This window comes from Cupriavidus lacunae, from assembly GCF_003353055.1.
GTDB classification, from domain to species: Bacteria; Pseudomonadota; Gammaproteobacteria; order Burkholderiales; family Burkholderiaceae; genus Cupriavidus; species Cupriavidus lacunae.
Map to the genome: position 1 here is coordinate 77,671 of NZ_QKWJ01000025.1, position 24,072 is coordinate 101,742.

General features: G+C 63.9%; 23 protein-coding genes and 2 tRNA genes. 15 read left to right on the forward strand and 10 right to left on the reverse strand.

All coding sequences use genetic code 11. The features are described from left to right. The first annotated feature begins 56 nt into the window (after nucleotides 1-56). From pstS to phoR, 7 genes are all read left to right on the forward strand, one after another. Complete coding sequence (gene pstS, locus DN412_RS20305) at nucleotides 57-1,088, forward strand: phosphate ABC transporter substrate-binding protein PstS (protein WP_115213224.1); 1,032 nt, start codon at nucleotides 57-59, stop codon at nucleotides 1,086-1,088. A gap of 116 nt (nucleotides 1,089-1,204) precedes the next feature. Continuing rightward, on the forward strand, nucleotides 1,205-2,173 hold the full coding sequence (pstC, locus tag DN412_RS20310; protein WP_115213225.1) for a phosphate ABC transporter permease PstC: 969 nt from the start codon (nucleotides 1,205-1,207) through the stop codon (nucleotides 2,171-2,173). Beyond that, a complete protein-coding gene (gene pstA, locus DN412_RS20315; RefSeq protein WP_115213226.1) occupies nucleotides 2,170-3,072 on the forward strand; it encodes a phosphate ABC transporter permease PstA in 903 nt (300 codons plus the stop codon). Before pstC ends, pstA begins: the two co-directional genes overlap by 4 nt. A 53-nt stretch (nucleotides 3,073-3,125) precedes the next feature. Further along, nucleotides 3,126-3,914: a phosphate ABC transporter ATP-binding protein PstB gene (pstB, locus tag DN412_RS20320; RefSeq protein WP_078196990.1), complete on the forward strand. Its 789-nt coding sequence runs from the start codon at nucleotides 3,126-3,128 to the stop codon at nucleotides 3,912-3,914. A 57-nt stretch (nucleotides 3,915-3,971) separates the two neighbouring features. Beyond that, nucleotides 3,972-4,676 carry a phosphate signaling complex protein PhoU gene (gene phoU, locus DN412_RS20325; protein WP_115213227.1) on the forward strand — a complete coding sequence of 235 codons (705 nt, stop codon included), beginning with the start codon at nucleotides 3,972-3,974 and terminating at the stop codon, nucleotides 4,674-4,676. A 28-nt stretch (nucleotides 4,677-4,704) separates the two neighbouring features. Next, complete coding sequence (phoB, locus tag DN412_RS20330) at nucleotides 4,705-5,412, forward strand: phosphate regulon transcriptional regulator PhoB (protein ID WP_078196988.1); 708 nt, start codon at nucleotides 4,705-4,707, stop codon at nucleotides 5,410-5,412. Nucleotides 5,413-5,522: 110 nt separating this feature from the next. Continuing rightward, nucleotides 5,523-6,908 carry a phosphate regulon sensor histidine kinase PhoR gene (phoR, locus tag DN412_RS20335; RefSeq protein WP_115213228.1) on the forward strand — a complete coding sequence of 462 codons (1,386 nt, stop codon included), beginning with the start codon at nucleotides 5,523-5,525 and terminating at the stop codon, nucleotides 6,906-6,908. 54 nt (nucleotides 6,909-6,962) lie between these two features. Here the strand turns inward: phoR and ppk1 are convergent, their stop codons facing one another. Then, nucleotides 6,963-9,050: a polyphosphate kinase 1 gene (ppk1, locus tag DN412_RS20340; RefSeq protein WP_115213249.1), complete on the reverse strand. Its 2,088-nt coding sequence runs from the start codon at nucleotides 9,048-9,050 to the stop codon at nucleotides 6,963-6,965. 193 nt (nucleotides 9,051-9,243) lie between these two features. On the opposite strand from ppk1, the gene ppx reads away from it, so the two are divergent. After that, nucleotides 9,244-10,776, forward strand: a complete 1,533-nt coding sequence (gene ppx / locus DN412_RS20345) for an exopolyphosphatase (RefSeq protein ID WP_115213229.1) — start codon at nucleotides 9,244-9,246, stop codon at nucleotides 10,774-10,776. Between the two features lie 58 nt (nucleotides 10,777-10,834). Here the strand turns inward: ppx and DN412_RS20350 are convergent, their stop codons facing one another. The 3 genes from DN412_RS20350 to infA all read right to left on the reverse strand — a co-directional run bounded on the left by DN412_RS20350 (nucleotide 10,835) and on the right by infA (nucleotide 12,962). Beyond that, nucleotides 10,835-11,674, reverse strand: a complete 840-nt coding sequence (locus DN412_RS20350; RefSeq protein ID WP_115213250.1) for a GNAT family N-acetyltransferase — start codon at nucleotides 11,672-11,674, stop codon at nucleotides 10,835-10,837. Nucleotides 11,675-12,015: 341 nt separating this feature from the next. Further along, nucleotides 12,016-12,492 (reverse strand): SixA phosphatase family protein, encoded by a 477-nt coding sequence (locus DN412_RS20355; RefSeq protein ID WP_115213230.1) that lies wholly within the window; start codon nucleotides 12,490-12,492, stop codon nucleotides 12,016-12,018. A 248-nt stretch (nucleotides 12,493-12,740) separates the two neighbouring features. Further along, on the reverse strand, nucleotides 12,741-12,962 hold the full coding sequence (gene infA / locus DN412_RS20360; protein ID WP_008641674.1) for a translation initiation factor IF-1: 222 nt from the start codon (nucleotides 12,960-12,962) through the stop codon (nucleotides 12,741-12,743). Between the two features lie 591 nt (nucleotides 12,963-13,553). Between infA and DN412_RS20365 the strand changes: the two genes are divergently transcribed. Together DN412_RS20365 and DN412_RS20370 are read left to right on the forward strand one after the other, a co-directional pair. Continuing rightward, a complete protein-coding gene (locus tag DN412_RS20365) occupies nucleotides 13,554-14,075 on the forward strand; it encodes a hypothetical protein (RefSeq protein WP_078196984.1) in 522 nt (173 codons plus the stop codon). Nucleotides 14,076-14,188: 113 nt separating this feature from the next. After that, nucleotides 14,189-14,932: a DNA polymerase III subunit epsilon gene (locus DN412_RS20370; RefSeq protein WP_115213231.1), complete on the forward strand. Its 744-nt coding sequence runs from the start codon at nucleotides 14,189-14,191 to the stop codon at nucleotides 14,930-14,932. Between the two features lie 98 nt (nucleotides 14,933-15,030). On the opposite strand, the gene DN412_RS20375 is transcribed toward DN412_RS20370, so the two are convergent. Beyond that, a tRNA-Pro gene (locus tag DN412_RS20375) sits at nucleotides 15,031-15,107 on the reverse strand. Nucleotides 15,108-15,519: 412 nt separating this feature from the next. Here DN412_RS20375 and DN412_RS20380 point away from each other — a divergent pair. The 3 genes from DN412_RS20380 (at nucleotide 15,520) to DN412_RS45870 (ending at nucleotide 18,056) form a co-directional block, all read left to right on the forward strand. Then, the gene (locus DN412_RS20380) at nucleotides 15,520-16,776 is read left to right on the forward strand and encodes a GGDEF domain-containing protein (RefSeq protein ID WP_115213232.1); all 1,257 of its coding nucleotides are present in this window, start codon (nucleotides 15,520-15,522) and stop codon (nucleotides 16,774-16,776) included. A gap of 51 nt (nucleotides 16,777-16,827) precedes the next feature. Then, nucleotides 16,828-16,904, forward strand: a tRNA-Arg gene (locus DN412_RS20385). A 693-nt stretch (nucleotides 16,905-17,597) separates the two neighbouring features. After that, nucleotides 17,598-18,056, forward strand: coding sequence for an HAD domain-containing protein (locus DN412_RS45870; RefSeq protein WP_425267432.1), 459 nt, complete (start codon nucleotides 17,598-17,600; stop codon nucleotides 18,054-18,056). 160 nt (nucleotides 18,057-18,216) lie between these two features. Here the strand turns inward: DN412_RS45870 and DN412_RS20390 are convergent, their stop codons facing one another. From DN412_RS20390 to DN412_RS20400, 3 genes are all read right to left on the reverse strand, one after another. Then, nucleotides 18,217-19,038: an anti-sigma factor family protein gene (locus DN412_RS20390; RefSeq protein ID WP_115213233.1), complete on the reverse strand. Its 822-nt coding sequence runs from the start codon at nucleotides 19,036-19,038 to the stop codon at nucleotides 18,217-18,219. After that, a complete protein-coding gene (locus tag DN412_RS20395) occupies nucleotides 19,035-19,553 on the reverse strand; it encodes an RNA polymerase sigma factor (protein WP_115213234.1) in 519 nt (172 codons plus the stop codon). Before DN412_RS20395 ends, DN412_RS20390 begins: the two co-directional genes overlap by 4 nt. Nucleotides 19,554-19,627: 74 nt before the next feature. Next, a complete protein-coding gene (locus tag DN412_RS20400; protein ID WP_115213235.1) occupies nucleotides 19,628-20,344 on the reverse strand; it encodes an anti-sigma factor family protein in 717 nt (238 codons plus the stop codon). A gap of 145 nt (nucleotides 20,345-20,489) precedes the next feature. Here DN412_RS20400 and DN412_RS20405 point away from each other — a divergent pair, with 145 nt between their 5' ends. Next, a complete protein-coding gene (locus DN412_RS20405) occupies nucleotides 20,490-20,996 on the forward strand; it encodes a DUF305 domain-containing protein (protein ID WP_425267431.1) in 507 nt (168 codons plus the stop codon). Then, a complete protein-coding gene (locus DN412_RS20410) occupies nucleotides 20,993-22,471 on the forward strand; it encodes a YncE family protein (RefSeq protein ID WP_115213236.1) in 1,479 nt (492 codons plus the stop codon). Before DN412_RS20405 ends, DN412_RS20410 begins: the two co-directional genes overlap by 4 nt. Before the next feature lie 112 nt (nucleotides 22,472-22,583). On the opposite strand, the gene DN412_RS20415 is transcribed toward DN412_RS20410, so the two are convergent. Further along, on the reverse strand, nucleotides 22,584-22,934 hold the full coding sequence (locus DN412_RS20415) for a hypothetical protein (protein ID WP_115213237.1): 351 nt from the start codon (nucleotides 22,932-22,934) through the stop codon (nucleotides 22,584-22,586). 416 nt (nucleotides 22,935-23,350) lie between these two features. Then, nucleotides 23,351-23,623, reverse strand: a complete 273-nt coding sequence (locus DN412_RS20420) for a DUF4148 domain-containing protein (RefSeq protein ID WP_115213238.1) — start codon at nucleotides 23,621-23,623, stop codon at nucleotides 23,351-23,353. Between the last annotated feature and the right edge of the window lie 449 nt (nucleotides 23,624-24,072).

Below are 24,072 nucleotides of genomic sequence, written 5' to 3' on the forward strand. Positions count from 1 at the left end.
TAGAGTTCGTCTTGTCAAAAATTTGTCATTCCCAACCAATGTTCTCTGGAGGACATATGAAGCTGGTCAAGACTGCCGTGGCAGGCATCGTTTCGATGGTGGTGGCGGGTACTGCGTTCGCGGCGGAAATTACCGGTGCAGGCGCTTCTTTCCCGGCGCCCGTGTATTCCAAGTGGGCCGACGCATACCAAAAAGCAACGGGTAACAAGGTCAACTATCAATCCATCGGCTCGTCGGGCGGGATCAAGCAGATCGGCGCCAAGACGGTCGATTTCGGTGCTTCCGACGCGCCGCTGAAGGACGAGGACCTGAACAAGCAGGGCCTGGTCCAGTTCCCGACCGTGATCGGCGGCGTGGTGCCGGTGATCAACCTGCAAGGCGTGAAGCCGGGCGAGCTGACCATCACGGGTGAAGTGCTGGCCAACATCTACCTGGGCAAGATCAAGAAGTGGGATGACCCCGCGATCAAGGCGCTGAACCCGCACGCCAAGCTGCCGAGCCAGGACATCCTGCCGGTGCGCCGTGCCGATGGTTCGGGCACCACCTTCATCTTCACCAACTACCTGTCCAAGGTCAGCCCGGACTGGAAGAGCGCGGTGGGCGAGGGCACCACGGTCAACTGGCCGGGCGGCGGCACTGGCGGCAAGGGCAATGAAGGCGTGGCCGCCTTTGTGCAGCGCCTGAACGGCGCGATCGGCTATGTCGAGTACGCCTACGCCAAGCAGAACAAGATGACCCACCTGAACATGAAGAATGCTTCGGGTGCCGTGGTGCAGCCGGGCGATGACGCCTTCAAGGCCGCTGCTGCCGGTGCGGACTGGAGCAAGACCTACTACCAGATCCTGACCAACCAGCCGGGCAAGACCGCATGGCCGATCGCCGGCGCCACCTTCATCCTGGTCCACAAGAACCAGGAAAAGGCCGCGCAGGGTGCCGAAGTGCTGAAGTTCTTCGACTGGGCCTACAAGAGCGGCGCCAACATGGCCGCCGACCTCGACTACGTGCCGCTGCCGGAAAACGTTGTGAACCAGATCCGCTCGACCTGGAAGACCAGCGTCAAGGACGCCTCGGGCAAGGCGCTGTACTGATCTGACGGTATCGCCGGCCCCGCTGCGTGTGGGGCCGGTGTCCGGGCAGCCCGAAACTGGCCCGGACACCGGGCTTCCGCCCAGGCGGGAGCGGCGATCGACCCTGAATTCCCGACATGGCGACTACCCCCTCCGAGATCCGCAACGTCCAGCCCCCGAGCCGCATGGGCGACCTCCTGTTCGGCGGCCTGACGCGAGGCGCCGCGATCGTGACGCTGCTGCTGCTGGGCGGCATCATCGTCTCGCTCGCGATCAGCGCCTGGCCGTCGATCCAGACGTTCGGCGCGCGCTTCCTGTGGACCGCGGAGTGGGATCCTCCCGCCGATGTCTACGGTGCGCTGGTGCCCATCTACGGCACCATCGTGACCTCGCTGATCGCGCTGATCATCGCGGTGCCGGTCAGCTTCGGCATTGCGCTGTTCCTGACCGAGCTGTCGCCAGCCTGGCTGCGCCGCCCGCTGGGGACCGCCATCGAACTGCTGGCCGCGGTGCCGTCGATTGTCTACGGCATGTGGGGCCTGCTCGTGTTCGCGCCGATCTTCGGCGAGTATTTCCAGAAGCCCCTGGCCGCCACGGTGGGCCAGCTGCCGGTGATCGGCAAGCTGTTCCAGGGCGCGCCGCTGGGTATCGGCCTGCTGTGCGCGGGCGTGATCCTGGCGATCATGATCATTCCGTATATCGCCTCGGTGATGCGCGACGTGTTTGAAGTCACCCCGGTGCTGCTCAAGGAATCTGCCTACGGCGTAGGCTGCACCACCTGGGAGGTGATGTGGAACGTGGTGCTGCCCTACACCCGCGCCGGCGTGATCGGCGGCGTGATGCTGGGCCTGGGCCGCGCGCTGGGCGAGACCATGGCCGTCACCTTCGTGATCGGCAACACCAACCTGCTGGACAGCCCCTCGCTGTTCTCGCCGGGCAACAGCATTACCTCGGCGCTCGCCAACGAATTTGCCGAAGCCGGCGCCGGCCTGCACACCGCCGCGCTGATGGAACTGGGCCTGATCCTGTTCTTCATTACCTTCGTCGTCCTGGCGCTGTCCAAGCTGCTGCTGCTGCGACTGGCAAAGAATGAGGGAACCAAATGAGCCACGTGAGCCAAGCCGTGTCTACCGTATCGATTCCGGCAGTCCGCCCTGATGCGGATGCCATCCGCACCCGGCTGCAGGCGCGCCGCCGCCGCACCAACCTGTATGCGCTGACCGCCTCGCTGGCGGCGATGGGCTTCGGCCTGTTCTGGCTGGCGTGGATCCTGTGGACCACCATCACGCTGGGCGTTGGCGGCCTGTCGCTGGACCTGTTCACGCAGATGACGCCGGCGCCCAATACCGCCGGCGGTGGCCTCGCCAATGCCATCTTCGGCAGCTTCGTGATGGTCGGCATGGCCACGCTACTCGGCACGCCGCTGGGCATCCTGGCCGGCATCTACCTGGCCGAGTACGGCAAGAGTTCGCCGCTGGCCAGCTTTATCCGCTTTATCAACGACATCCTGCTGTCGGCGCCGTCGATCGTGATCGGCCTCTTTGTCTACGCACTGGTGGTGACCCGGATGGGCCACTTCTCGGGCTGGGCCGGGATCTGCGCGCTGGCACTGCTGCAGGTGCCGATCGTGGTGCGCACCACCGAGAACATGCTGAACCTGGTGCCCAACGCGCTGCGCGAGGCCGCCTTCGCACTCGGCACGCCCAAGTGGAAGATGGTGCTGTCGATCACGGTGAAGTCATCCTACGCGGGGATTGTGACCGGCGTATTGCTGGCCGTGGCCCGCATCGCCGGCGAAACCGCGCCGCTGCTGTTCACCGCGCTGTCCAACCAGTTCTGGACCAGCGACCTGAACAAGCCGATGGCCAACCTGCCGGTGACGATCTTCCGCTTTGCCATGAGCCCGTTCACGGAATGGCAGCAGCTGGCCTGGGCGGGTGTGTTCCTGATTACGATCGGCGTGCTGGCCCTGAATATCATGGCGCGCATCCTGTTCAAGAAATAAGCGACGCGACCGGTATTCCGTCCCGCCCCAAAGACTGCAAGCGAGAAAACGCAATGACCTCCACCGTCATCGACATTCCCGATTCGGTACGCGCCAAGATCGACGTGCGCAACCTGAACTTCTACTACGGCCAGTTCCATGCGCTGAAAGACATCAACATGTCGATCCCGGACCGCAAGGTCACGGCCTTCATCGGCCCGTCGGGCTGCGGCAAGTCGACGCTGCTGCGCACCTTCAACAAGATGTATGCGCTGTATCCCGAGCAGCGCGCCGAGGGTGAGATCAACATGGACGGCGATAACCTGCTGACCGCGCGCCAGGACATCGCCCTGCTGCGCGCCAAGGTCGGCATGGTGTTCCAGAAGCCGACGCCGTTCCCGATGTCGATCTACGACAACATCGCCTTCGGCGTGCGCCTGTTCGAGAAGCTGTCGCGCTCGGAGATGGACGACCGCGTGGAATGGGCCCTGACCAAGGCCGCGCTGTGGACCGAGGCCAAGGACAAGCTGCACCAGTCCGGCTACGGCCTGTCCGGCGGCCAGCAGCAGCGCCTGTGCATCGCGCGCGGCATCGCCATCCGCCCCGAGGTGCTGCTGCTGGACGAGCCGTGCTCGGCGCTTGACCCGATCTCCACCGGCCGCATCGAAGAACTGATCGCGGAGTTGAAGGACGAGTACACCGTGGTGATCGTCACGCACAACATGCAGCAGGCCGCACGCTGCTCGGACTACACCGCCTATATGTACCTGGGCGAGCTGATCGAGTTTGGCGAGACCGAAAAGATCTTCATCAAGCCGCACCGCAAGGAAACGGAAGACTACATTACCGGCCGATTTGGCTAATTCAGGCTGATTGTTACCGCAGGGCGTAGCATATCCATAAGCGGCCAGGAGAATTCCATGACTGACAAGCATCTGTCGACCCAGTTCGACGCAGACCTCAACGCGATCAACACCAAGCTGCTGCAGATGGGCGGCCTGGTCGAGTCGCAGATCGAGTTCGCCATGCGCGCGCTGGCCGACTTCGATGGCGAGACCGCCGACCAGGTCATCGCCCGCGAGATCCAGCTCAACGCGCTCGAAGTCGAGATCGATGCCGACTGCGGCAACATCATCGCCCGGCGCCAGCCGACCGCGCGCGACCTGCGGCTGGTGATGGCCATCTCCAAGACCATCACCAACCTGGAGCGCGCCGGCGACGAGGCCGAGAAGATCGCCAAGCGCACCAAGCACATCATGGAAGACGCATCGGCGCACAGCATCAACTACGCCGAGGTCAAGCTCTCGGGCGAGATGGCGATCTCGCTGCTGCGCCAGGCGCTGGACGCCTTTGCCCGCCTGGATACCGTGGCGGCGGCGCGCATCGTCAAGGACGACAAGGCCATCGACGAGGAATTCCGCGGCTTCGTGCGCAAGCTGATCACATACATGATGGAAGATCCGCGTACCATCTCGGTCGCGCTGGATTTCCTGTTTATCGCCAAGGCCGTGGAGCGCATCGGCGATCACGCCAAGAACATCGCTGAATTCATCATTTACATCGTCAAGGGGACGGACGTCCGCCATGTCTCGCGCGAGGACATGGAGCGCGAAGCGCTGAGCTGAACTCGGCCGCCCACGGAGAACAATACACATGCCAAGCAGTATTCTCGTTGTCGAAGACGAACCAGCGATCGCCGAGCTGATCGCCGTGAACCTGCAGCACGCGGGGCACTATCCGATCCGGGCCTACAACGCCGAGCAGGCGCTGTCGCTGATGAGTGACGTGCTGCCCGACCTGGTGCTGCTGGACTGGATGCTCCCGGGCAAGTCGGGCGCGAACTTCGCCAAGGAGTTGCGGGCCAACGACCGTACCCGCCAGATCCCGATCATCATGCTGACCGCGCGCGGTGAGGAGCAGGACAAGGTGATGGGGCTTGAAGCCGGCGCAGACGACTACGTGACCAAACCGTTCTCGCCCAAGGAGTTGCTGGCGCGGATCAAGGCCGTGCTGCGCCGCCGTGCGCCGCAGCTGACCGACGACGTGGTGGCCATCAACGGCCTGCGGCTGGACCCGGCCACGCACCGCGTCACCGGACAGGACGGCAGCGGCCCGATCAAGCTGGACCTCGGTCCGACCGAGTTCCGCCTGCTGCACTTCCTGATGACGCATCCGGAGCGCGTGCACAGCCGCTCGCAATTGCTCGACCAGGTCTGGGGCGACCATGTCTTTGTCGAGGAACGCACCGTCGACGTCCATATCAAGCGCCTGCGCGCCGCGCTGACCCCCGGCGGCTACAGCAATATGATCGAAACCGTACGCGGCAGCGGCTACCGCCTGGCGCGCACCCCCGGCGCCTGAGGCGCCGGCCAGGGCCCACGCCGCTGGCGGGGCGCGGCGAAATCGTGGCACACTCCGTCGCAACCCTGCAGCCGGCATTCCTTGGCCGGCTGCGAGCCTGAACCCTGCGCATGAACGTCATCTGGGCCCGATCCGCGGCCATCCTGATCAGCCTGCTGGTGCTGTCCGCCGGTATCTACCTGGCCGTGGGCCCGGTGCCGGCGCTGGCGCTGGCTTGCGTATCGCTGCTCGGGCTGCTGTCCTACTACCTGTACCAGATCAACCGCCTGTGGAAAGTGCTCGACGCACCGGTTTACGGCGAGATCCCCAGCGCGCTTGGCCTGTGGGGCGAGGTGTATTACCGCCTGCACCGGCTGGTCAAGCGCTGGCGCACCCAGGTGCTGCAGGTCGAGCGGCAACATACGCGCTTTATCCAGGCCATCCAGGCCTCGCCCAACGGCGTGCTGATGCTCGATGACGCCGACCAGATCGAGTGGTGCAACGACGTCGCCGAGCAGCATTTCGGCCTGAACGCGCGGCGCGATGTGCGCCAGCGCATCACCCACCTGATCCGCCGCCCCGAGTTCGTCCACTACCTGACGCGGCAGCGTTTCGACGACCCGCTGGTGATGCGCGACATGGGCGAGCACAAGCACAGCGTGATCGCGGTGCAGATCCTGCCCTATGGCGATAACCGCAAGCTGGTGATCACGCAGGACATCACCAAACTCGAGAACACCGAGGCGATGCGGCGCGACTTTGTCGCCAACGTCTCGCATGAGCTGAAGACGCCGCTGACGGTGCTGACCGGCTTCCTTGAAACCGTGCGCGACCTGCCGGTATCCGAAGACGACCGGCGCCGCTACATCGACATGATGCTGGCGCAGTCGGTGCGCATGCAGAGCATCGTCGAAGACCTGCTGGCCCTGGCCAAGCTGGAAAGCGATGCCCAGCCTCCTGGCAACGACATCGTGCCGATCCGCGCCATGGTCGCGCACCTGACCCACGACGCCGAGGCGCTGTCGCAGGGCCGGCACCAGGTCGCGGCGGAGATCGACCCGACCGTGGGCATGCGCGGCGCCGAGACCGAATTGCTGTCGGCGCTGGGCAACCTGGTGTCGAACGCGGTGCGCTACACGCCTGACGGCGGGCGCATCACCATCAGGCTGGCCTGGGAAGACGGCCATGCGGTGTTCTCGGTGGCCGATACCGGCCTGGGCATCGCGCCCGAGCATATCCCCCGGCTGACCGAGCGCTTCTACCGCGTGGACCGCAGCCGCTCGCGCGATACCGGCGGCACCGGGCTGGGGCTGGCCATCGTCAAGCACGTGCTGTCGCGCCACCATGCGGACTTGCGCGTGACCAGCGAAGTGGGCCGGGGCAGCGTGTTTCGCGTGATCTTCCCGCTTGAGCGCAGCCTGCGTTTTGCTGGCGGAGATGGCGCCGACATCCCGGCGACAGGCGCGGGGCCCACGTTGCCGCCGCAGGCGCCGGACACGTCACGGCGTGCCGCCTGAGCCCAGACAAAAACCCCGCCAAGGCGGGGTTTTTATCTGCCTGCGAGGTGCCACTCAGGGCGTCCCGCCAAACATCTCCAGCATATCGTTCTGGCTCACATGCGGATGCTTGGAACGCGTCTGCTTGCGCTCATAGTTGCCGTCCGGCTGCATGATCCACGCCGAGGCGTTGTCGCGCAGGTGCACCTGCAGGCTTTCCTTGATGACACGCGCCTTCAGCGTCTTGTCCAGCACCGGGAACGCCACTTCAACGCGCCGGAACAGGTTGCGGTCCATCCAGTCGGCACTGGACAGGTACAGCACTTCCTCGCCGCCGGCGAGGAAGTAGTAGACCCGGTGGTGTTCCAGGAAGCGCCCGATGATCGAGCGCACCGAGATGTTCTCGGACATGCCCGGCACGCCCGGCATCAGGGCGCACACGCCGCGCACGATCAGGTCGATCTTCACCCCCGCGCGCGAAGCCTTGTACAGCTCGTCGATGATCGACGGCTCCAGCAGCGCGTTCATCTTGGCGATGATGCGCGCGGGCTTGCAGGCACGCGCGTTGCGGGCCTCGGCGCGGATATGGTCGACCAGGTTGCTCTGCATGGTGAAGGGCGACTGCCACAGGTGGTTCAGCCGGATGGTGCCGGCGGTGCCGGTCAGCAGCTGGAACACATGGTGCACGTCTTCGCAGATCGCCTCGTCGGCCGTCAGCAGGCCGAAGTCGGTATAGAGCCGGGCAGTGCGCGGGTGATAGTTGCCGGTGCCGAGGTGGGCGTAGCGCCGCAGCTTGACTTGCTTGGCCTTGGGGCCGGTGGGCTCGCGCCGCACGATCAGCAGCATCTTGGCGTGGCACTTGTGGCCGACCACGCCGTAGATCACATGGGCGCCGGCCGACTCCAGCCGCTCGGCCCAGTTGATATTGGTTTCCTCGTCAAAGCGCGCCAGCAGCTCGACCACCACCGTCACTTCCTTGCCGTTGCGCGCGGCGGTCATCAGCGCTTCCATCACCAGCGATTCATTGCCGGTGCGGTAGACCGTCTGCTTGATCGCAACCACGTTGGGGTCGGCTGCCGCCAGTTGCAGCAGGTCGAGCACGGAACTGAAGCTCTCGTACGGGTGGTGCAGCAGCACGTCCTGCTGGCGCATCACGTCGAACATCGACGCGCCGCTGGAAAAGACCTTGACCGGGGCCGGCACGTACGGCGGGAACTTCAGTGCGGGCCGGTCGACCATGTCGGGGATCTGCATCAGCCGCACCAGGTTCACCGGGCCGGACACGCGGTACAGGTCCTGTTCCGACAGGCCCGACTCGAGCAGCAGCCGGCGCGACAGCGGGGCGGGGGTATCGGACGAGACTTCCAGCCGCACCGTGTCGCCGAAATGGCGCGTGGGCAGTTCGCCCTGCAGCGCCTCGCGCAGGTCGGTGATCTCGTCTTCGGAGACGAACAGGTCGGAGTTGCGCGTGACGCGGAACTGGTAGCAGCCGTGCACGGCAATGGCCGGGAACAGCTCATGCACGAAGCCCTGCATGAAGGACGACAGCATCACGAAGCCATACGGGTAGCCCGACAGCTTTTCCGGCATCTTGACCACGCGCGGCAGCGCACGCGGCGCCTGCACGATGGCCAGGTCGGCGTCGCGCCCGAAGGCGTCCTTGCCGGACAGCTCCACCACGAAGTTCAGGCTCTTGTTGAGCACGCGCGGAAAGGGGTGGGCCGGGTCCAGAGCAATCGGGGTCAGCACCGGCGCCAGTTCACGCTGGAAAAACTCGCGTGCCCACTCGCGCTGGGCGTCGGTCCAGGTGGTGGTCAGGTGGAAAAAGACCCCTTCTTTTTCAAGTAGTGGAAAAATGGTGTTCTGCAGCATGTCATACTGCGAAGCCACTATCCGTTGCGTGCGCTCGGTGACAAGCTGGTAGGTCTGCTGGAACGAGAGGCCATCCGGCGTCAGGCCCGACGCGTTGTCACGCATCTGTTCCTTCAGGCCCGCCATGCGGATTTCAAAGAACTCGTCCAGATTGCTGGACACGATGCAGATGAATTTCAGCCGCTCCAGCAGCGGGACCTTGGGGTCCGCGGCTTGCGCCAGCACGCGGGCATTGAATTCCAGGATGCCCAGTTCGCGGTTGAGCAGCGTACTGGACGGAGTCGTCGACATGAGCATGGCCTTCTTTTAGTAATGTGGCGACTTTTTCATAAAAACGTGTCACTTTTATGACAGTTTGATTTTGTCATGATGCGGACATGACGACGACATATTTTTCCCGGGCGCGAACGCCGGCAGGCCAAGGCACTACAGTGCACCTGCCGCGCCACGCAACGCCAACGCGAACCAGCCCTCCGAGCATACGATGAACAACACTCCACGCCTGCTGGCCGCCGTCGACATGGGTTCGAACAGCTTCCGCCTGATGATCGGGCGGGTGGACGAGACCCCCACGGCCAGCGGCCCCGCCAGCCAGATCTTCCAGGTCGACGCGCTGCGCGAGCCGGTCCGGCTGGCCGCCGGCCTGACGCCCGACAAATACCTGGACCAGCCCGCGCGGCGACGCGGCATCGATGCGCTGCGGCGCTTCGGCGACCGCCTGCGCGAGTTCGCGCCGGGCCAGGTGCGTGCCGTGGCCACCAACACCTTGCGCGTGGCCAAGAATGCGTCTGAATTCCTGATCGAGGCCGAAAGCGCGCTTGGCTTCCCGATCGAAGTGATCGCCGGGCGCGAGGAAGCGCGGCTGATCTACCTCGGTGCCTCGCACGATGCGCCGGCCTGCCAGGGCAACCGTTTGGTGGTCGATATCGGTGGTGGCTCGACCGAGTTCATCATCGGCAGCGGCTACCAGTCCAAGCTGATGGAAAGCCTCTATATCGGCTGCGTATCGCACAGCCGGCAGTTCTTCCCCAGCGGCAACGTGGATGAATACGCGATGAAGCAGGCCGAGCTGGCCGCGCGCCGCGAGATCCAGGTGCTGGTGCGCCAGTACCGCGCGGCGGGATGGGAGCAGGCGGTGGGCTCGTCGGGCACCGCGCGCGCGCTGGCCGAGCTGATCGAACTGAACGGCATGAACGACAGCACGTCAGAGCATGGCATCACGCGCGAAGGGCTGGAGCGCCTGAAGCGCGCGCTGATCAAGGCCGAGAACACCAACCGCGTCAAGCTGACCGGCCTCAAGCCGGACCGCATCCCGGTGCTGCCGGGCGGGCTGTCGATCATGCTTGGCGTGTTTGCCGAGCTCGATATCGAGCGCATGGACGTGACCGACGGCGCGCTGCGGCTGGGCGTACTGTACGACCTGCTCGGACGCAGCCACCACGAGGACATGCGCACGGTCACGGTGGACCAGTTCATGCGCCGCTACGGCGTGGACCGGGCCCAGGCCGGCCGGGTGCGGCGCGCAGCGCAGACGCTGCTGTCACAGTTCCCGGAGCCGGTCAACGAACGGCGCGAGGACAATCTTGCGCTGCTGGGCTGGGCCGCCAGCCAGCATGAGATCGGCATGTCGATTTCGCACAGCGGCTATCACAAGCATTCGGCCTATATCGCCACGCACGCCGACATGCCGGGCTTCTCTAAGACCGACCAGGCGCGCCTGGCAACGCTGCTGCTGGGCCATGCGGGCAAGCTCGGCAAGCTGTCGGGCAGCGGCAAGTTCCTCGACTGGCGCATGCTGTTCAGCCTGCGCCTGGCCTTTGTGCTGTGCCGCCGCCGCTCGGACGTGGCCTTGCCCGATATCCGCGTGAGCCAGCTGACCGAAGCGCTGGATGAAGGCTTTACGGTGCGCTTGCCGAAGGCGTGGATCGAGGTCAATCCGCTGATCGAATACAGCCTGGCGCAGGAGGCCGACGAGTGGCAGCGGATCGGCAAGCGCTACAAGGTGATCTACGACTGAATGAGGGGCGGCCGCCGAGGCGGCGGCCGCAAGAGGAACGGAGTTGGCGGGGCGCCGCTCAGGCGGCGTTGTTCAGGCCCAGGAAGTGGCGGGCGTAGCGCGGGTTCATGTCGTTCACGCGCAGCAGCGTGAGGAAGTCCGCCACGTTGAAGTCGGGGTCCCAGGCCGGCTGGCCGCAGATCTTCGCACCCAGGCGCAGGTAGCCCTTGATCAGCGCGGGCGGCTCGACGTCCAGCTGTTGGTTCAGGTCTTCCACCGGCAGCGGCAGGCGCGGGAAGGCGTGGTATTCGATCGGCGCCAGCGAGCGCTCGCTGAACAGCCGGTGCAGGCTGGCCGCGTAGTGGCCGCCGTCGCTCATCGGCACGCTGGCGCAGCCCAGCATCGACTCGATGCCCCAGCGCTGCAGGTACTCGCCCAGCCCACCCCACAGCGCCATGATGACGCTGCCGGAGCGGTAGTCGCGGTGCACGCACGAGCGGCCAAGCTCCAGCATCTTGGGGCGCAGGTGGGCCAGGCGCACCAGATCGAATTCCGACTCGGCGTACAGGCAGCCCAGGCGCTTGGCCTGGTGCGGCGGCAGCACGCGGTAGGTGCCGACCACGCGCAATGTGGTCATGTCGCGCACGATCAGGTGGTCGCAGTAGGCATCGAACATGTCGATGTCCAGCTCCGGTACCGAACAGGTCAGGCGCGCGCCCATCTCCTCGGCAAAGACCTTGTAGCGAAGGCGCTGGGCCTCGACTATTTCGTCCTGGTGGCGCGCCCACGCCACGCTGAGAACAGGCGAATCATTTGCCGGTGTATCGGATTGGCGATGAAGACGCCTCCGCGCCGTCTGGCCGAGGCCATTGGGCAGAGAGTCGAAGAGCGGCTGGGTAGGCGTCGGCAGATCTCGCATCAGTATGTCCCTTTGGTGACGAAACTGTTGCGATGCAATGTAGTCAGGGCGGGTGACAGTGCCGTGACCCGGCGATGACGGTTCCGTGACGTCGCCAGCCAGGGTGGTCGGCTGGCCTGCTTCCTGTGACGGATCAGGCAGCTTATCGCGATGGTCGCCACCAGTCTGGTGACGGGCGGGGTCATGCATGGGAATCTCCGTGACACCTGCAAGCGGCCGGGAAGGGGTGCCGGAGCCACTTTAGTGACGGGGGATTCCGCCCGCCATCAGTCATTTCTGATTTTTGCGGGCCAGGATGGGGCGGGTGCCTTCGGGCGGCACCCGCAAGCCGGAGGCAGGGCTCAGAGGAAATCAGGGTTGATGACCGCGCGCAGCACGGTCTGGGCCTCGCTCTCGCGCGTGCGGCCGGTCAGCCACCAGATGCCGCTCTTGCGCACGCTCCAGTTCATCTCCGAGCCGGCCAGCAGCAGGCTGACGACGCGGCCGATCCATGGCTGGTGCCCGACCACCACCACATACTCCGGGCGCTCCGGCCATTCGACGGCAGCAAGCACGGCGCTGACGTCGGCGCCGGGTGTGAGGGCATCCACGATTTCAGGCTCGCTGGTCAGTGCGGCCGCGGTTTCGCGGGTGCGCAGGGCGGGGCTGCACAATACGCGGGTATCGGCCGGCAGATGCGCGCGCAACCATTTGGCAGAGACTTCCGCCTGCTTGCGGCCGCGGCGCGTCAGCGGGCGCTGCAGGTCGGCATGGCGGCTCAGGCTGAGCGCGTCGGGCAGGTCTTCGGCTTCGGCGTGGCGCCACAGGATCAGGTTCATGTCGGGCTGGGCGATGGGGGTGATTCGAGTATGGTGAAGCGGCCCGACCGGCGCAAGCGCCAGCTTGGCCGTTCCATTGGTACCGGCATGGCCTGGCGCGGCGGCGCGTAAACGAAACCGGGCTGCCGATCGGGCAGCCCGCAAGTGTGTCCGGGCGCGGTGTCAGCGGCGTGACAGCGCGTCGGCGCACAACGGCAGCGGCGCGGGCGACAGGCGCGAATGCAGTGTCGCCGGGGCCGTACGGAAACTCAGGACTTGTGGCGGAAGTTGATGCGTCCCTTGGTCAGGTCGTAGGGCGACATTTCCAGGGTGACACGGTCGCCGGCCAGGATACGGATGCGGTGCTTCTGCATCTTGCCCGAAGCGTATGCCCAGATTTCGACGCCGTTTTCCAGCGTGACACGATAGCGGTTGTCAGGCAGGGCTTCCGACACCACGCCGCCAAATTCAATGAGTTCTTCCTTAGCCAATCTGTCTTCCTTTTCGGCAGCCCGCGAAGGCTGCATGGTTGCGTTATCAAAAATCCTGTTCGGTTCGCCCGGCACGGCGCGGAACCGCGGCACACTTCGCCGTTGCTGCGAACCGCGCCGCCGTGGGGTTGTTCGGGGCAGGGTCACGCGGACTGCGGCGCGTGGCGCCTGATTGCTTGGTTCTGTCAGCGGTATCGCCCAACGGGCGCGGATAGCTTGGGCGATTACCTTGCCGCTGACGGCCGGAGAGACCGTGTGCTTCGCAGAGCAGGCGGGCAGGTGTACCCGGTGGTTCGCCAGTTTGGTGTCGTCGCGGATGGCCCGCGCCGGCGGCTGCTGTTCGCTCGCAAGAGCGCGCTGGTGAGAACGCCCGGTTACAGGGATGCTCGGACACCCCGGGGGCTACTGCAACATTGTACCACGTACGCAGTTGCAGCATGGCCACTTCGTCGGTTGCACCTTCCTTGCTGATCGGTAATTGATGTGCTTAAAGCGTATCTTTATCACGCCCGGATGGCTTGGTATTTGCGTCGTATGAGCTAGAACTAACTCGTACGGCCTTGCCGGGCCGGATCTCGCAAGGAGACTGCCATGGAACTCCATCTGGAATCGCATCGCTATGTCCGCTGCCGGCCCGACTGGCGGGCAGCGGTGCTGGCGGGGCTGATTGCCGGCGCGGTCTACATGGTGCTGGAGTTGCTGACCGCGCGCTTCCTGCTGTACCAGGGCGCCTGGGGGACCGTGAAAATGGTCGCGGCCATCATCCTGGGGCGCGAGGCCCTGTCGGCGGATGCCTTCAACTGGACCATCGTGCTGGCCGCAGGGACGGTGCACTTCGGCCTGTCGATCATCCTGGCGGCGCTGCTGGCCCTGATCCTGTCGTCATTCCGGCTTGATTCCAGCCTGGCCCTGGCCTCGCTGGTCGGCATCGTATTCGGCGTGGCGGTGTACCTGGTCGATTTCTATGTGCTCGGGCGCTATCTCAACTGGTTCGACGAGGCCCGCGGCTGGGAAAGCCTGTTCGCCCATGCGCTGTTCGGGCTGGTGGCGGCCGACGTGTATTGCAACCTTGAGCGGCGGCGCAACGATGCGGCGGGCCAGCATCCCGCCTGAACCGCTTAGCCCATCTGGTCGATATGACGTCTAACGCGCTCACACTAACCTAGAGGAAATGATCGCAGCAACTGCCGTCAACCAGGCCTGCGGACAGCCACACCGGAGTGCCCATGCGGGTCGCCATCGTCAGTACCGAAACCACCGGGCCCATGCCAGCGGATGAGCCCGTCAGCATCGGCTTGCTGCTGGTCGAGGTGATGCCGCGCGCGGGCAGCCTGTTGCGGGAGGTCACCAGCTATTACGGCTCTCAGGAGCCCACTGTGCCGATCAGCGAGTCGGCCACCGGCACCCACGGGCTGACCGCGGAGATGCTGCGCGGGCGCCGCTTTGACGTCGACGCCATCCGCGCCATTGTCGACGACGCCGACGTGCTGGTCGCCCACGGCGCGGATTTCAACGCGAGGATGCTGGAAAAGGTGCTGCCCGACATCCGGCACAAGTCCTGGCGCTGCTCGGTGCGGCAGGTGCACTGGTCCCGTCTGTTCCACGTCCCCAACCACAAGCTGGATACGCTGTGCGAGCACCTGCATATCTTCCGGCCGCGCCCGCAGGTCGCCCTCGACGATTGCCTTGCGCTGTCCAAGCTGCTGTTCCAGCCGATGGGGAGCGCCGGCCAGCCAACGCCCATGGGCTTCCTGCTGGCCGAGTCCGACTTCGTGCCGCGCGCGGCTATCAGTGCGACCGCACAAGCTGCCGCCAGGTCCGCAGCGACGGATCGCTCAGACGCCGTCCCTTCCTGGATGCCGCAGGTCGATGCCAGCGCTGATGGCCCCAGCCGGGGGCTCGTGATTGCAGCCGTGGCGCTGATGCTGTTCGCCGGGGCGCTGATCTGGCCGGATTTGTGGCCGTGGTGAGTGACGCGGCCGGCCTCCGAGGATGACCGCAAGCTGACTGGAAAAAGAAAAACGGCCTGGATCTTTCGATCCAGGCCGTTGTTTCCACTACATATTTCTGGTCGGAGCGATAGGATTCGAACCTACGACCCTCTGATCCCAAATCAGATGCGCTACCAGGCTGCGCTACGCTCCGAAGCCCGCTATTGTAGCCGGGTCACCGCGCCGCGGTCAATCTGAAGTAATACAAGCCGCTTCGGCCCCCTCAACCCTGTTGTCCTGTTCCCCCTTCTGGCGGGGGCGCTTTGGCTTGACTTGGGTTTGCGCGCTGCGATAATCCCGCACACCGCTCAAGTCCGACCGGCGTGCTGTTGGGAACGCCCGGTTTGCGTATTTCCTTCCGGACTGACCTGATCACCAGAACAAGAACGGCGCTCTCGCCCCCGGCGAGCGGCTCGGTGTGCTTGCGTTTGCCGGCTGGCGGCGCCAGGCGGCCTGAAGCAGGATGTGCGGCAATTGATAACAACGGTCCGGCACAGGACCGGCAAAAAAGCAGGGAAGCGCGGCGCCATGCAGAGCGTCGCTTGTTGCCTTGGACGGGAATAAAGATGTTTCAGTCGCACATAGTTGTGCTCATCGCAGGGCTGTTTGCCCTGCAGATGGGGGTGGTTTGCGTCGTATTGCGCCGGTCGTCAGGCATGGATCGCAGCGGCCTGACCTCATGGGCGCTGGGGAGCGTGCTGGCGGCGGTTGCCGCGGCCCTGGCGGCGGTGCAGGAACTGCGCCCGTTGTGGCTGGTGCCGGAGTCGACAGACCTGGCGCTGCTGGCGGCGCTCTCGGTGATGGTGGTGGGCGCGCGGCACTTCGCGGGACGGCCTGGTCGTGCCGCGCCGTTGCTGGCACTGAACCTGGCGGGCGCGGCAGCGGTGGCCTGGCATGACCTGGCGCCGCAGTACCTGGCGGGGCCGGTGGCGCTGCCAGAGCTGGCGCCGCTGCTGAGCGCGTGCCATATCCTGCTGCTACTGGACCTGGCGCGCAGTGTCGTGCCGTCGGTGCCGGGCACGCGCGGCACGGGCCGGCTGGCGGCGCTGTCGCTGGTATTGATCGTGATCGCCGCGGCGGCCATCAATGCATGGATCGTGTCGTTGCCGCTGGCGGCGGTGGCGCAGGGCGGCGCTTGGCCGCGGCCGATGCCGTGGGACGGCGAGCTCGCCATGCTTAATGTCTTTGTCCTAGTGGGCGTGTCGGTCAGCTTTGCGCTGATGGCGCACGACCGGCTGCGCCGCGTGCTGGAGCGGCGCGCGCGCCACGACGACCTGACCGACGTGCTGCTGCGCGGCGCCTTCTGGGAAGCGCTCGAAGCGGCATGCCTGCGCGCCGAGCGGCAACGCAAGTCGCTGACGGTGGCCTTTGTCGATCTCGATCACTTCAAGGCTATCAACGATGTCTATGGCCACCTTGCGGGCGATAGTGTGCTGCGGCATTTCGCCGGTCTGCTGCGCAAGACGGGCGGCCAGGTCGATGTGGTGGGGCGCCTGGGCGGAGAGGAATTTGCCATCGTGATGCCGGACACCGCGCTGGAGCAAGGCCGGCTGGCCTGCCTGCAACTGGCCACCGCGGTGCGCGCCACGCCGTGCCCGTCCGAGCCTGACCCGATCGCCTATACCGTCAGCATCGGCGTGGCGACGCGGCAGCCGGGCGAGGGCGCCGATGCCCTGATGCGCCGCGCCGACCGCGCGTTGTACGACGCCAAGCTGAAGGGGCGTAATTGTGTGTCGCTACACCCCGCGGGGGCCGATGGCGCTGCCGACGCCGCGCCCGTTGGCCGCTACGTCACGCGCGGCCAGCCGCGGGCGGCCTCCTGACACGCGCTGCTTGTCACCCCGGTGCGGCGCTGCGGTAGAATGCACGCCTTCGCGTCCTTAGCTCAGTTGGATAGAGCACTCGCCTTCTAAGCGAGCGGTCAGAGGTTCGAGTCCTCTAGGACGCGCCAAGCTTTCCGCGACTCCGGTGGGGCTAGTGGCCTGCCGTCGGGCACGGTGACTCGCCTTTGGGGCAACGCTGTGACAACGGCCGCGCGCGGATCGGATCGAGGACTTCGGGATGGGGAGGTGGGGGCGGCGAAGGCTGGTTATCCTGCCGAGCGGCCGCCCTCGTGCCAAGTGGCGGTAGCCTCAGTGTAGGCAGAGAGGGTCGCGCTTGCTCCCCGCGACGCCGGTGACAACGCCCCATCCGACATCGCGCTGCGCTATCGAGACGCCTCGCGCATCCCAGTTCGCTTTATTTCTTGTGCGGTATCGGTGGTGCGACAGTGTCGGCCGCGTACCGTTGGATCTGTTCGGCCTGCGACAGCAGCGCCAGAGGGCATGGTCTGAAATGCCGCTGCAATCCGAGCAACCATGTCCAGTGACGGCGACACCGCGCCAGCTCAGAACTCGACCCGGCTCCTTATCGGACGCAGCCGCAAATGCACGCTTATCCGCCAGCTCATAGATGGCTTTGCCGAGCTCGCAGCCGTTCATGGATTGGCTGCCGCGACAACGCTGCAGAGGAGGCACTCATGTTGTCTGCGCAGGTATACGAGGTCTAGCAATGGCTATCCCAAGCAGCTCTACCGATTTGCAGGTCCTGTTTGTCGATTACGACAACGTGTTGCAGCGCTGCGATTCGTATGTGTCCGGCCAGAATGTTGTCGCGAGCGAACCGGGAGTCCAGCTATTTGAGTTCGCGGCGATTATCGAGCACGCACTGGGAGCCGTATCCGGATGTGCGCATCGCGTTGAGCACCGATTGGGTCGGTGCATTCGGATTCGAACAGGCGCGCGACGCATTGCCACGTTGGCTGCGCGAGGGCGTCATCGGGGCGACATGCGATGAGAACTCCGATAACCCTGCCTTTTTCGCACTGACCCGCGGCGCGCAAGTTCATCGATACGTCGCACAACACTCGCTGCGATCGTGGCTTGCTATCGATGACCGCCGGGACGGGTTCGACCCCTGGCCAGATCAGTTGGTGCACTGTCAGCCAGGCGTAGGACTCGGCGATATCGAAGTGCAAAGATTGTTGGCGCAAAGGCCGGTAAGAGACCCCCGACCGTCTGCCCGTCAGCTTGCCGTTAGCCGGATCTTGATATCGCCGCCCTGATGGGCCGGCCGGCCCCAACTTCGCTGGTGACAGATTAATTTCGTCGCCTTCCAGCCTTTGCGGTGTAAGGCCGAGCCTGTGTTTACCCTTGCACCGGGTGGCCATTTGACAAATTTACTGTCGTAGCGGTGACACGTACGTTTAGTACGGTCTACGTCGACTATTCCTTCTTTACAGGTGTCAGTTGGGCATAGACATCGTGCGAGATGTCCAGCAGCACCTTGCGATCGATGCCGCCGCTTACGGCATAGCCAAAGTCACCGTCCAGCCAGTAGAAGACATTGACAGGTCCGTCTTGGTACAGCTTGAACGCGGTAGTGTTCGCGCTCGTGCTTCGGTGGGAAATGTATAGGGTGATCCGTTCGCCCTTGGCGTCGCGGTACATGAACTGCGCAACGCCGCCGCTGGAGTCGGGCAGCAGGCGGCCGCCAACCAGCTCAAAGCCTACCCGCGTCAGCACCGGGGGGTGCACATTGGTGCCAAGCCGGCTTGCCAGCCACTGGACGAAGTCCTGCTCCCGATCCGCGCCGATGTCGGCGGGACGAACGACGTCGGGCATGTAGACGACGTGTGCAACCGCGGCATTGCGTGCCAGTCCATCCTGGCCGGGCAGGCTGCTGATCGGTCCATTGCTTGCGAGCTGACCTGTCATGCGTGGCACCATCTGGGTCCCGACACCGAGTGCAATGCCCAACACCAGTGTTGCGGCGATGCTGGCAAAGCGAGGCCAGTTGGCCGCTTCGCGCCGGCCGGGATGCCATGCAAGAGATGGCTGAAGGCGTTTCGGCACCGGCTCGGCCAGGACTCTGTCATAGCGCTCATGGAGCAGACTGTTCAGCGAGAAATAATCGCTGACCCTTGCCGCGAGGGCTGGGTCCTGCTCCAGGGCGCGCTCAACTTGGGCGCGGCGCTCTTCCGACAGAGCCCCGTCGGCATAGGCATGAAGATCGTCTTCAGAAATGGAAAACTGTTGCTCGCTCATGGCACCACCCTGAGTCTTGCGCTGGGTTGCGAGCCCGCCATCAATGCCCGCAACCGTTCCCGGCCACGCGACAGGCGGGACATCACGGTGCCAATCGGGACATCCAGCGCAATTGCTACATCGGCATAGCTCATTTCCTCCAGACCCACAAGGAGGACGATTTCACGCTGTTCCACAGGCAGGCGCTGCAACGCGTAGTCGAGATCGCGCATTTCTAGCGAGCGCATTTGCTCAGGGGCCACTGCGTATTCGCTTTCATCTACGGAATCATCGTCGACCGATACGTGCACCACGCGCTCGGAGGCCCGGCGAATCTGGTTGATAAAAAGATTATGCATGATGGAAAACAACCAGGAGCGCAGGTCGGAACCTGGACGGAACTGCTCGGTTCGGCACAACGCGCGTTCCAGCGTGTCCTGCACAAGGTCGTCGGCCAGATCGTGGTTGTGGATCAATGCCCTGGCATACCTGCGCAGTCGCGGCACATGCTCGACCAACTCGTCCTGGATTTTCATGGTCCGCTCCAGTCAGGAACAGTCGTTGCTGATGCGATCCCATCTCACTGTAGTCCTTATCGATGCGCTCGGTGTCAGCGCGAAGTCATCAGATCGGCTGCCCGCATCAAGCGCGGTGTGTTGGCGCTACCGGCGAGCACATAGTGCGTGGTACCGGCCTTCCAGGACAGCAAACGAACATCGCCAACCCGGCGTGCGGACCAATGTGGAGTTGCCGGATCAAAAGGCAGCGCGCTGGCCTGCAGCAGGACGATACGCCGCTGACTCGGGTCTTCATAGATCGATTGGAGCACTACAGACACCGGCCCGATTCGCACCGGCTTTTGACTCATAAGACTGAATCCGACCGAATTCAGGTCGGGCGAGGGCTTGCCTCCGGCCATGCCAATCGCTTCGGGATAACCAGGTGCGCTCGTTGCCTCGACCAGCGCAAGTACCGCCACACTCTCGAGCTCCTCGTTCGACGCCCTTGCGCCAGCCAGCCAACCGCCCACTGCCGCCAGCAGCACCATCCCAGATACGAGGATGCGGGCAACCTTGAGGGTGTACCTCACCGGCCGCTTGATGGCCAAGCGGGAATCAGCTTCTTGCGCAACTTCTTTATCAGGATACGCTCGTTTGATGTGCTCGTTGAGGCGCATATAGAAGGCAATCCTGCCAGCTTCGCTGGGGTAGCCTTCAAGATACCAGTCGAGCCTTGCGGCCTTGCCAGGGGGCAGGAGACCATCTGCATACGCTTGAATATCGACTTCCGAGAGCCTTTCGGTGTCGTGGGGGTTGTCTAATTGCATCGCAGCGTACGGTAGTTAGTCAAGGGGCTTGATTAGTAAACACGCTGGCGTCGCGTTTATTCCCTCTGGCCTCTCGGTGCAATTTGCCTATTCTCTTAAAAGATCGATGCCGTCCGGGTGGCGGCTCTTGCAAGGGGCTGCCAAAATGCCTACGTCCATTACCAGAATCGCGTCAAGCCTTGTGGCGATGGGGTGGTTGATGCTTGCTATCAATGCAATGCCGGCTCGCGCGGCCGGCAGCACAGCGGACGACGAGGGAGAGCGCGCGTTCCTGGCCGAAAACGGCTCGGCCATGACCGCTATGATGAGGCGCATGGAAATCACGCCGAGCGGCAATATCGATCGGGACTTTGTCGCCATGATGGCGCCACACCACCAGGGTGCGATCGATATGGCGCAGGCCTATCTGCGCTTTGGCGACAATGAGCAGCTGCGTCGTTTGGCGCAGGAGATCATCGTTGAGCAGCAGCAGGAGATCCTTGCCATGCGTCTGGCGGTAGGGCTGCCGCTACCGCCCCCGGTTGCGGCCCCCACCGACATCGGCGGGCCGCCCGGCATACCTGTGCCTGTGGAGGAAGCACACTCTGGAGGCGGTGAGCGAGTTTTGCCCTCGCATGGCCACCAACCAGAGCAGTTGCAGGAGTCAAAATGAAATTCGAATCGCTCTTTGTCCTTGTTCTGACGGTCAGTGCTCTGGCAGCGGCGCCACCATTATTGGCAGGGCAAGCCCCCGTATCCCAGTCCGAACCGGATATCCCTGTCAGCCACCGCGACCGCCTCTACGCTGCCGAGCAATTTTCGAACACGGTTTCCGTGGTGGACCCGGCCGATCATCGTCTTCTTGGCCTAATCCGGCTCGGGGATCCTTCGCCTGGAAATTTCAGTCCGCTATATCGTGGACAGGTGCTAGTACATGGCATGGGCTTCTCACCGGACCATCGGACCCTGGCCATTGTCTCCATCGGTTCAAATTCGGTGACGTTCATCGATACCCAAACCAATACGGTCAAGCACACTGCCTATGTCGGCAGGTCGCCGCATGAGGCGTTCTACACACCGGACGGCAGCGAGGTATGGGTTACCGTGCGCGGAGAAAACTATGTCGCGGTTCTCGATGCCAAAACCTTCGAAGAGAAGACCCGTATTATCGTGCCTGCCGGACCTGGCATGCAGATCTTCTCGCCCGATGGCAAGTACGGCTACGTGTGCTCTTCATTTAATCCGGAAACCGAGGTGATCTCATTGGCCGAGCACAAGATCGTGGGTGCGGTGAAGCAGGACAGTCCATTTTGTCCGAATATCGCCGCCACGCCGGACGGCAGGCAGGTCTGGTTCACACTAAAGGACATTGGAAGGGTTCAGGTCTTTGACGCACGTCCTCCATTCGCCCGCATCAAGAGCATCGAAACCGGTCCCCTCACAAACCACGTGAACTTTATACGCAATGCCAAGGGCAGTTTTGCCTACGTGACCGTGGGCGGGTTGAATCAGGTAAAGGTCTTTCGTACCGATGATTTTTCGCAGGTGGCTACCATTCCGGTGGGCAGCCTGCCTCACGGCATCTGGCCCTCGGGCGACGGCAGCCGCGTGTATGTGGGTCTGGAAAATGCCGATGCTATCGCTGCCATTGACACGCTGAACAACACCGTAATCGCGACGGTTCGGGTGGGACAGGCCCCCCAGGCCATCGCGTATGTGCCAAACGCGGTGACGGAAGGCAATGGCACGCAGAACCTGGAGCCGCTTGGCATTGCCGGGCAGGCAAGCCACCTGACGCTATTGGCGCCGAACACAGGGCAGTCGGACGGGAAGGCAACCGCCTCGACCAGCATTACGTTATTCGACCAGGGGTTGGTGCAGGTGCTGCAGGCAGCAGTGACCGGCCTTCAGCCGAGGCAATCTTATGTATTGGCACTAGCGAACAAAGCTGACGGCGGTGGGCCGCTGGAGCCGCTCGCAGTGTTCACGACGAATCCGGCTGGGGCGGCTATCGTCAACACCATCGGGCCGATCCGGCAGGTTGTTGCACCGGGCACAAGCGCCACAGCCGACAAGCGCCGCTACCTGGTGGTAGCCCCGCAGATCTCGGGAAAGCCTGGCACTCCGGTTCAGGTGCAGGTCCCCTGATCGCGGCGGGACCATCGAGTGGCAACAGGAGTTGCGGGTGACACGCGTGGCGAGTCTTCCGCAGCCCTGCAAGGATTGCTGTCATGGTATGGAGTGGGATCGAGGCCCGTTATCAGGCAAGGGATCCATCGGTGTACGGATCCGTGGAGCGTGCGGGAGGATTCGACGGGCCTGTGCGATCCATGCCAGCAAGGGTTCGAACGCCATCAATGCGATCGTCCAGCACCGCGTTGCGGGCGCCATCGGTGTACACATCGCGTGCTTCGATGCGGGCACCATCGGTGAACGCATCACGTTGTCCGATGAGCGCACCATCGGTGAAGACATCCCGTTGCCCGATGCGAGCGCCATCGGTATAGACGTCGCGGGGCGAGTTGACAGCGGCAACGGCGGCTTGCGAAGCAAAGGCGGCGACGGTTGCAATCAGCAGGGCAGCACCGGAGAGTTGGCCGAGGCGTTTCATGAGTAGCTCCTCAATTAGGGAATGGACGGAAAAGCGTCAGTTCAACGACCGGATCCGTGCGGCCTGCAGATGCGGCGCCATGTTGCGATCGTTACTGCCGTATACGCGCCGCTATCGCGAAACATTCCCATCGACAGATTGAAAGTTTGAATCGATGTCATAGGTGCCTTGTGTGCATCAGATGTGCGAACTGACCAGGCGCACGGCGAACGCAAGAAAGACCGCACCGGCAAGCCAGTTCAGTCTGCGCTGCGCGCGCGGCGAACGTTGGAGGTTATGCGGCCTGAAGGCAAGATTGAACGGGCGGCCGCTCGCAAGACTTTGCCCGGTTGCGATAATGCGCGCCCGCTTTTCTCCCGGAGGGGCAGCGACTGCTCCTTCGTGAGGGATACGCGCGCTCTTCGAGGCAATGCACGTTACCGTGAGGGCCCCTGCGACGCCAACGTTGCGCCTGTACTTCCCTGGTGCGTTTCTGTTAGTTGCTGTTGTGCCGCTTGCAGATCGGCCGGATAGTTGCCTTCTCTGCTCGGCTCGTATCCCAGCGTCCGTAGTTTCTTGAGTTCATGGAGCAAATCCGCTGGGGTGACGGTAGGGGCTGTGACTTGTGCGTACTGCGCGAACACTGGAGTGGCAATGACGGCCGTTGCCGAGATGACTGCTGCACAGAGGATACGAATAGGATCTTTCATGATAACTTTCCTTCACAAGGCGTTTGCTATCGCGCGCATAAAGCCGGCGGTGCTCAGTTGCGGGCCCCGTCCGAATAGGCATCCCCCGAATTGATCCGAGCAACGACCGACCAAAGCGACCAGAGCGCCCAGGGACGCCGATCTGCGCAAGAAGCTGATCGAAGTCGGCGTCACACCGATATTCGTGAAGGAAACAGGCTCGCAAAACCAGATCACGCCCGAACTCACTAGCTACGGTTCGGTGGTAAGGCGAGCCCATCGAATGATGTATCGCGGCGACCGATTTCCAGGAACCAGTGCCTGCAATGCTAGCGTGTCAAATCCGCTTCCGCCGGCTGGTGGGCTTGAGTCACCGCCATTGTCGACTCCGCACGGTGCTTCTCTTCCAGCTTACGCTGCGCCTTCTGAAGTGATTCCGGAAAGCTATCGTCGGATGGGTCGTAGCCCAC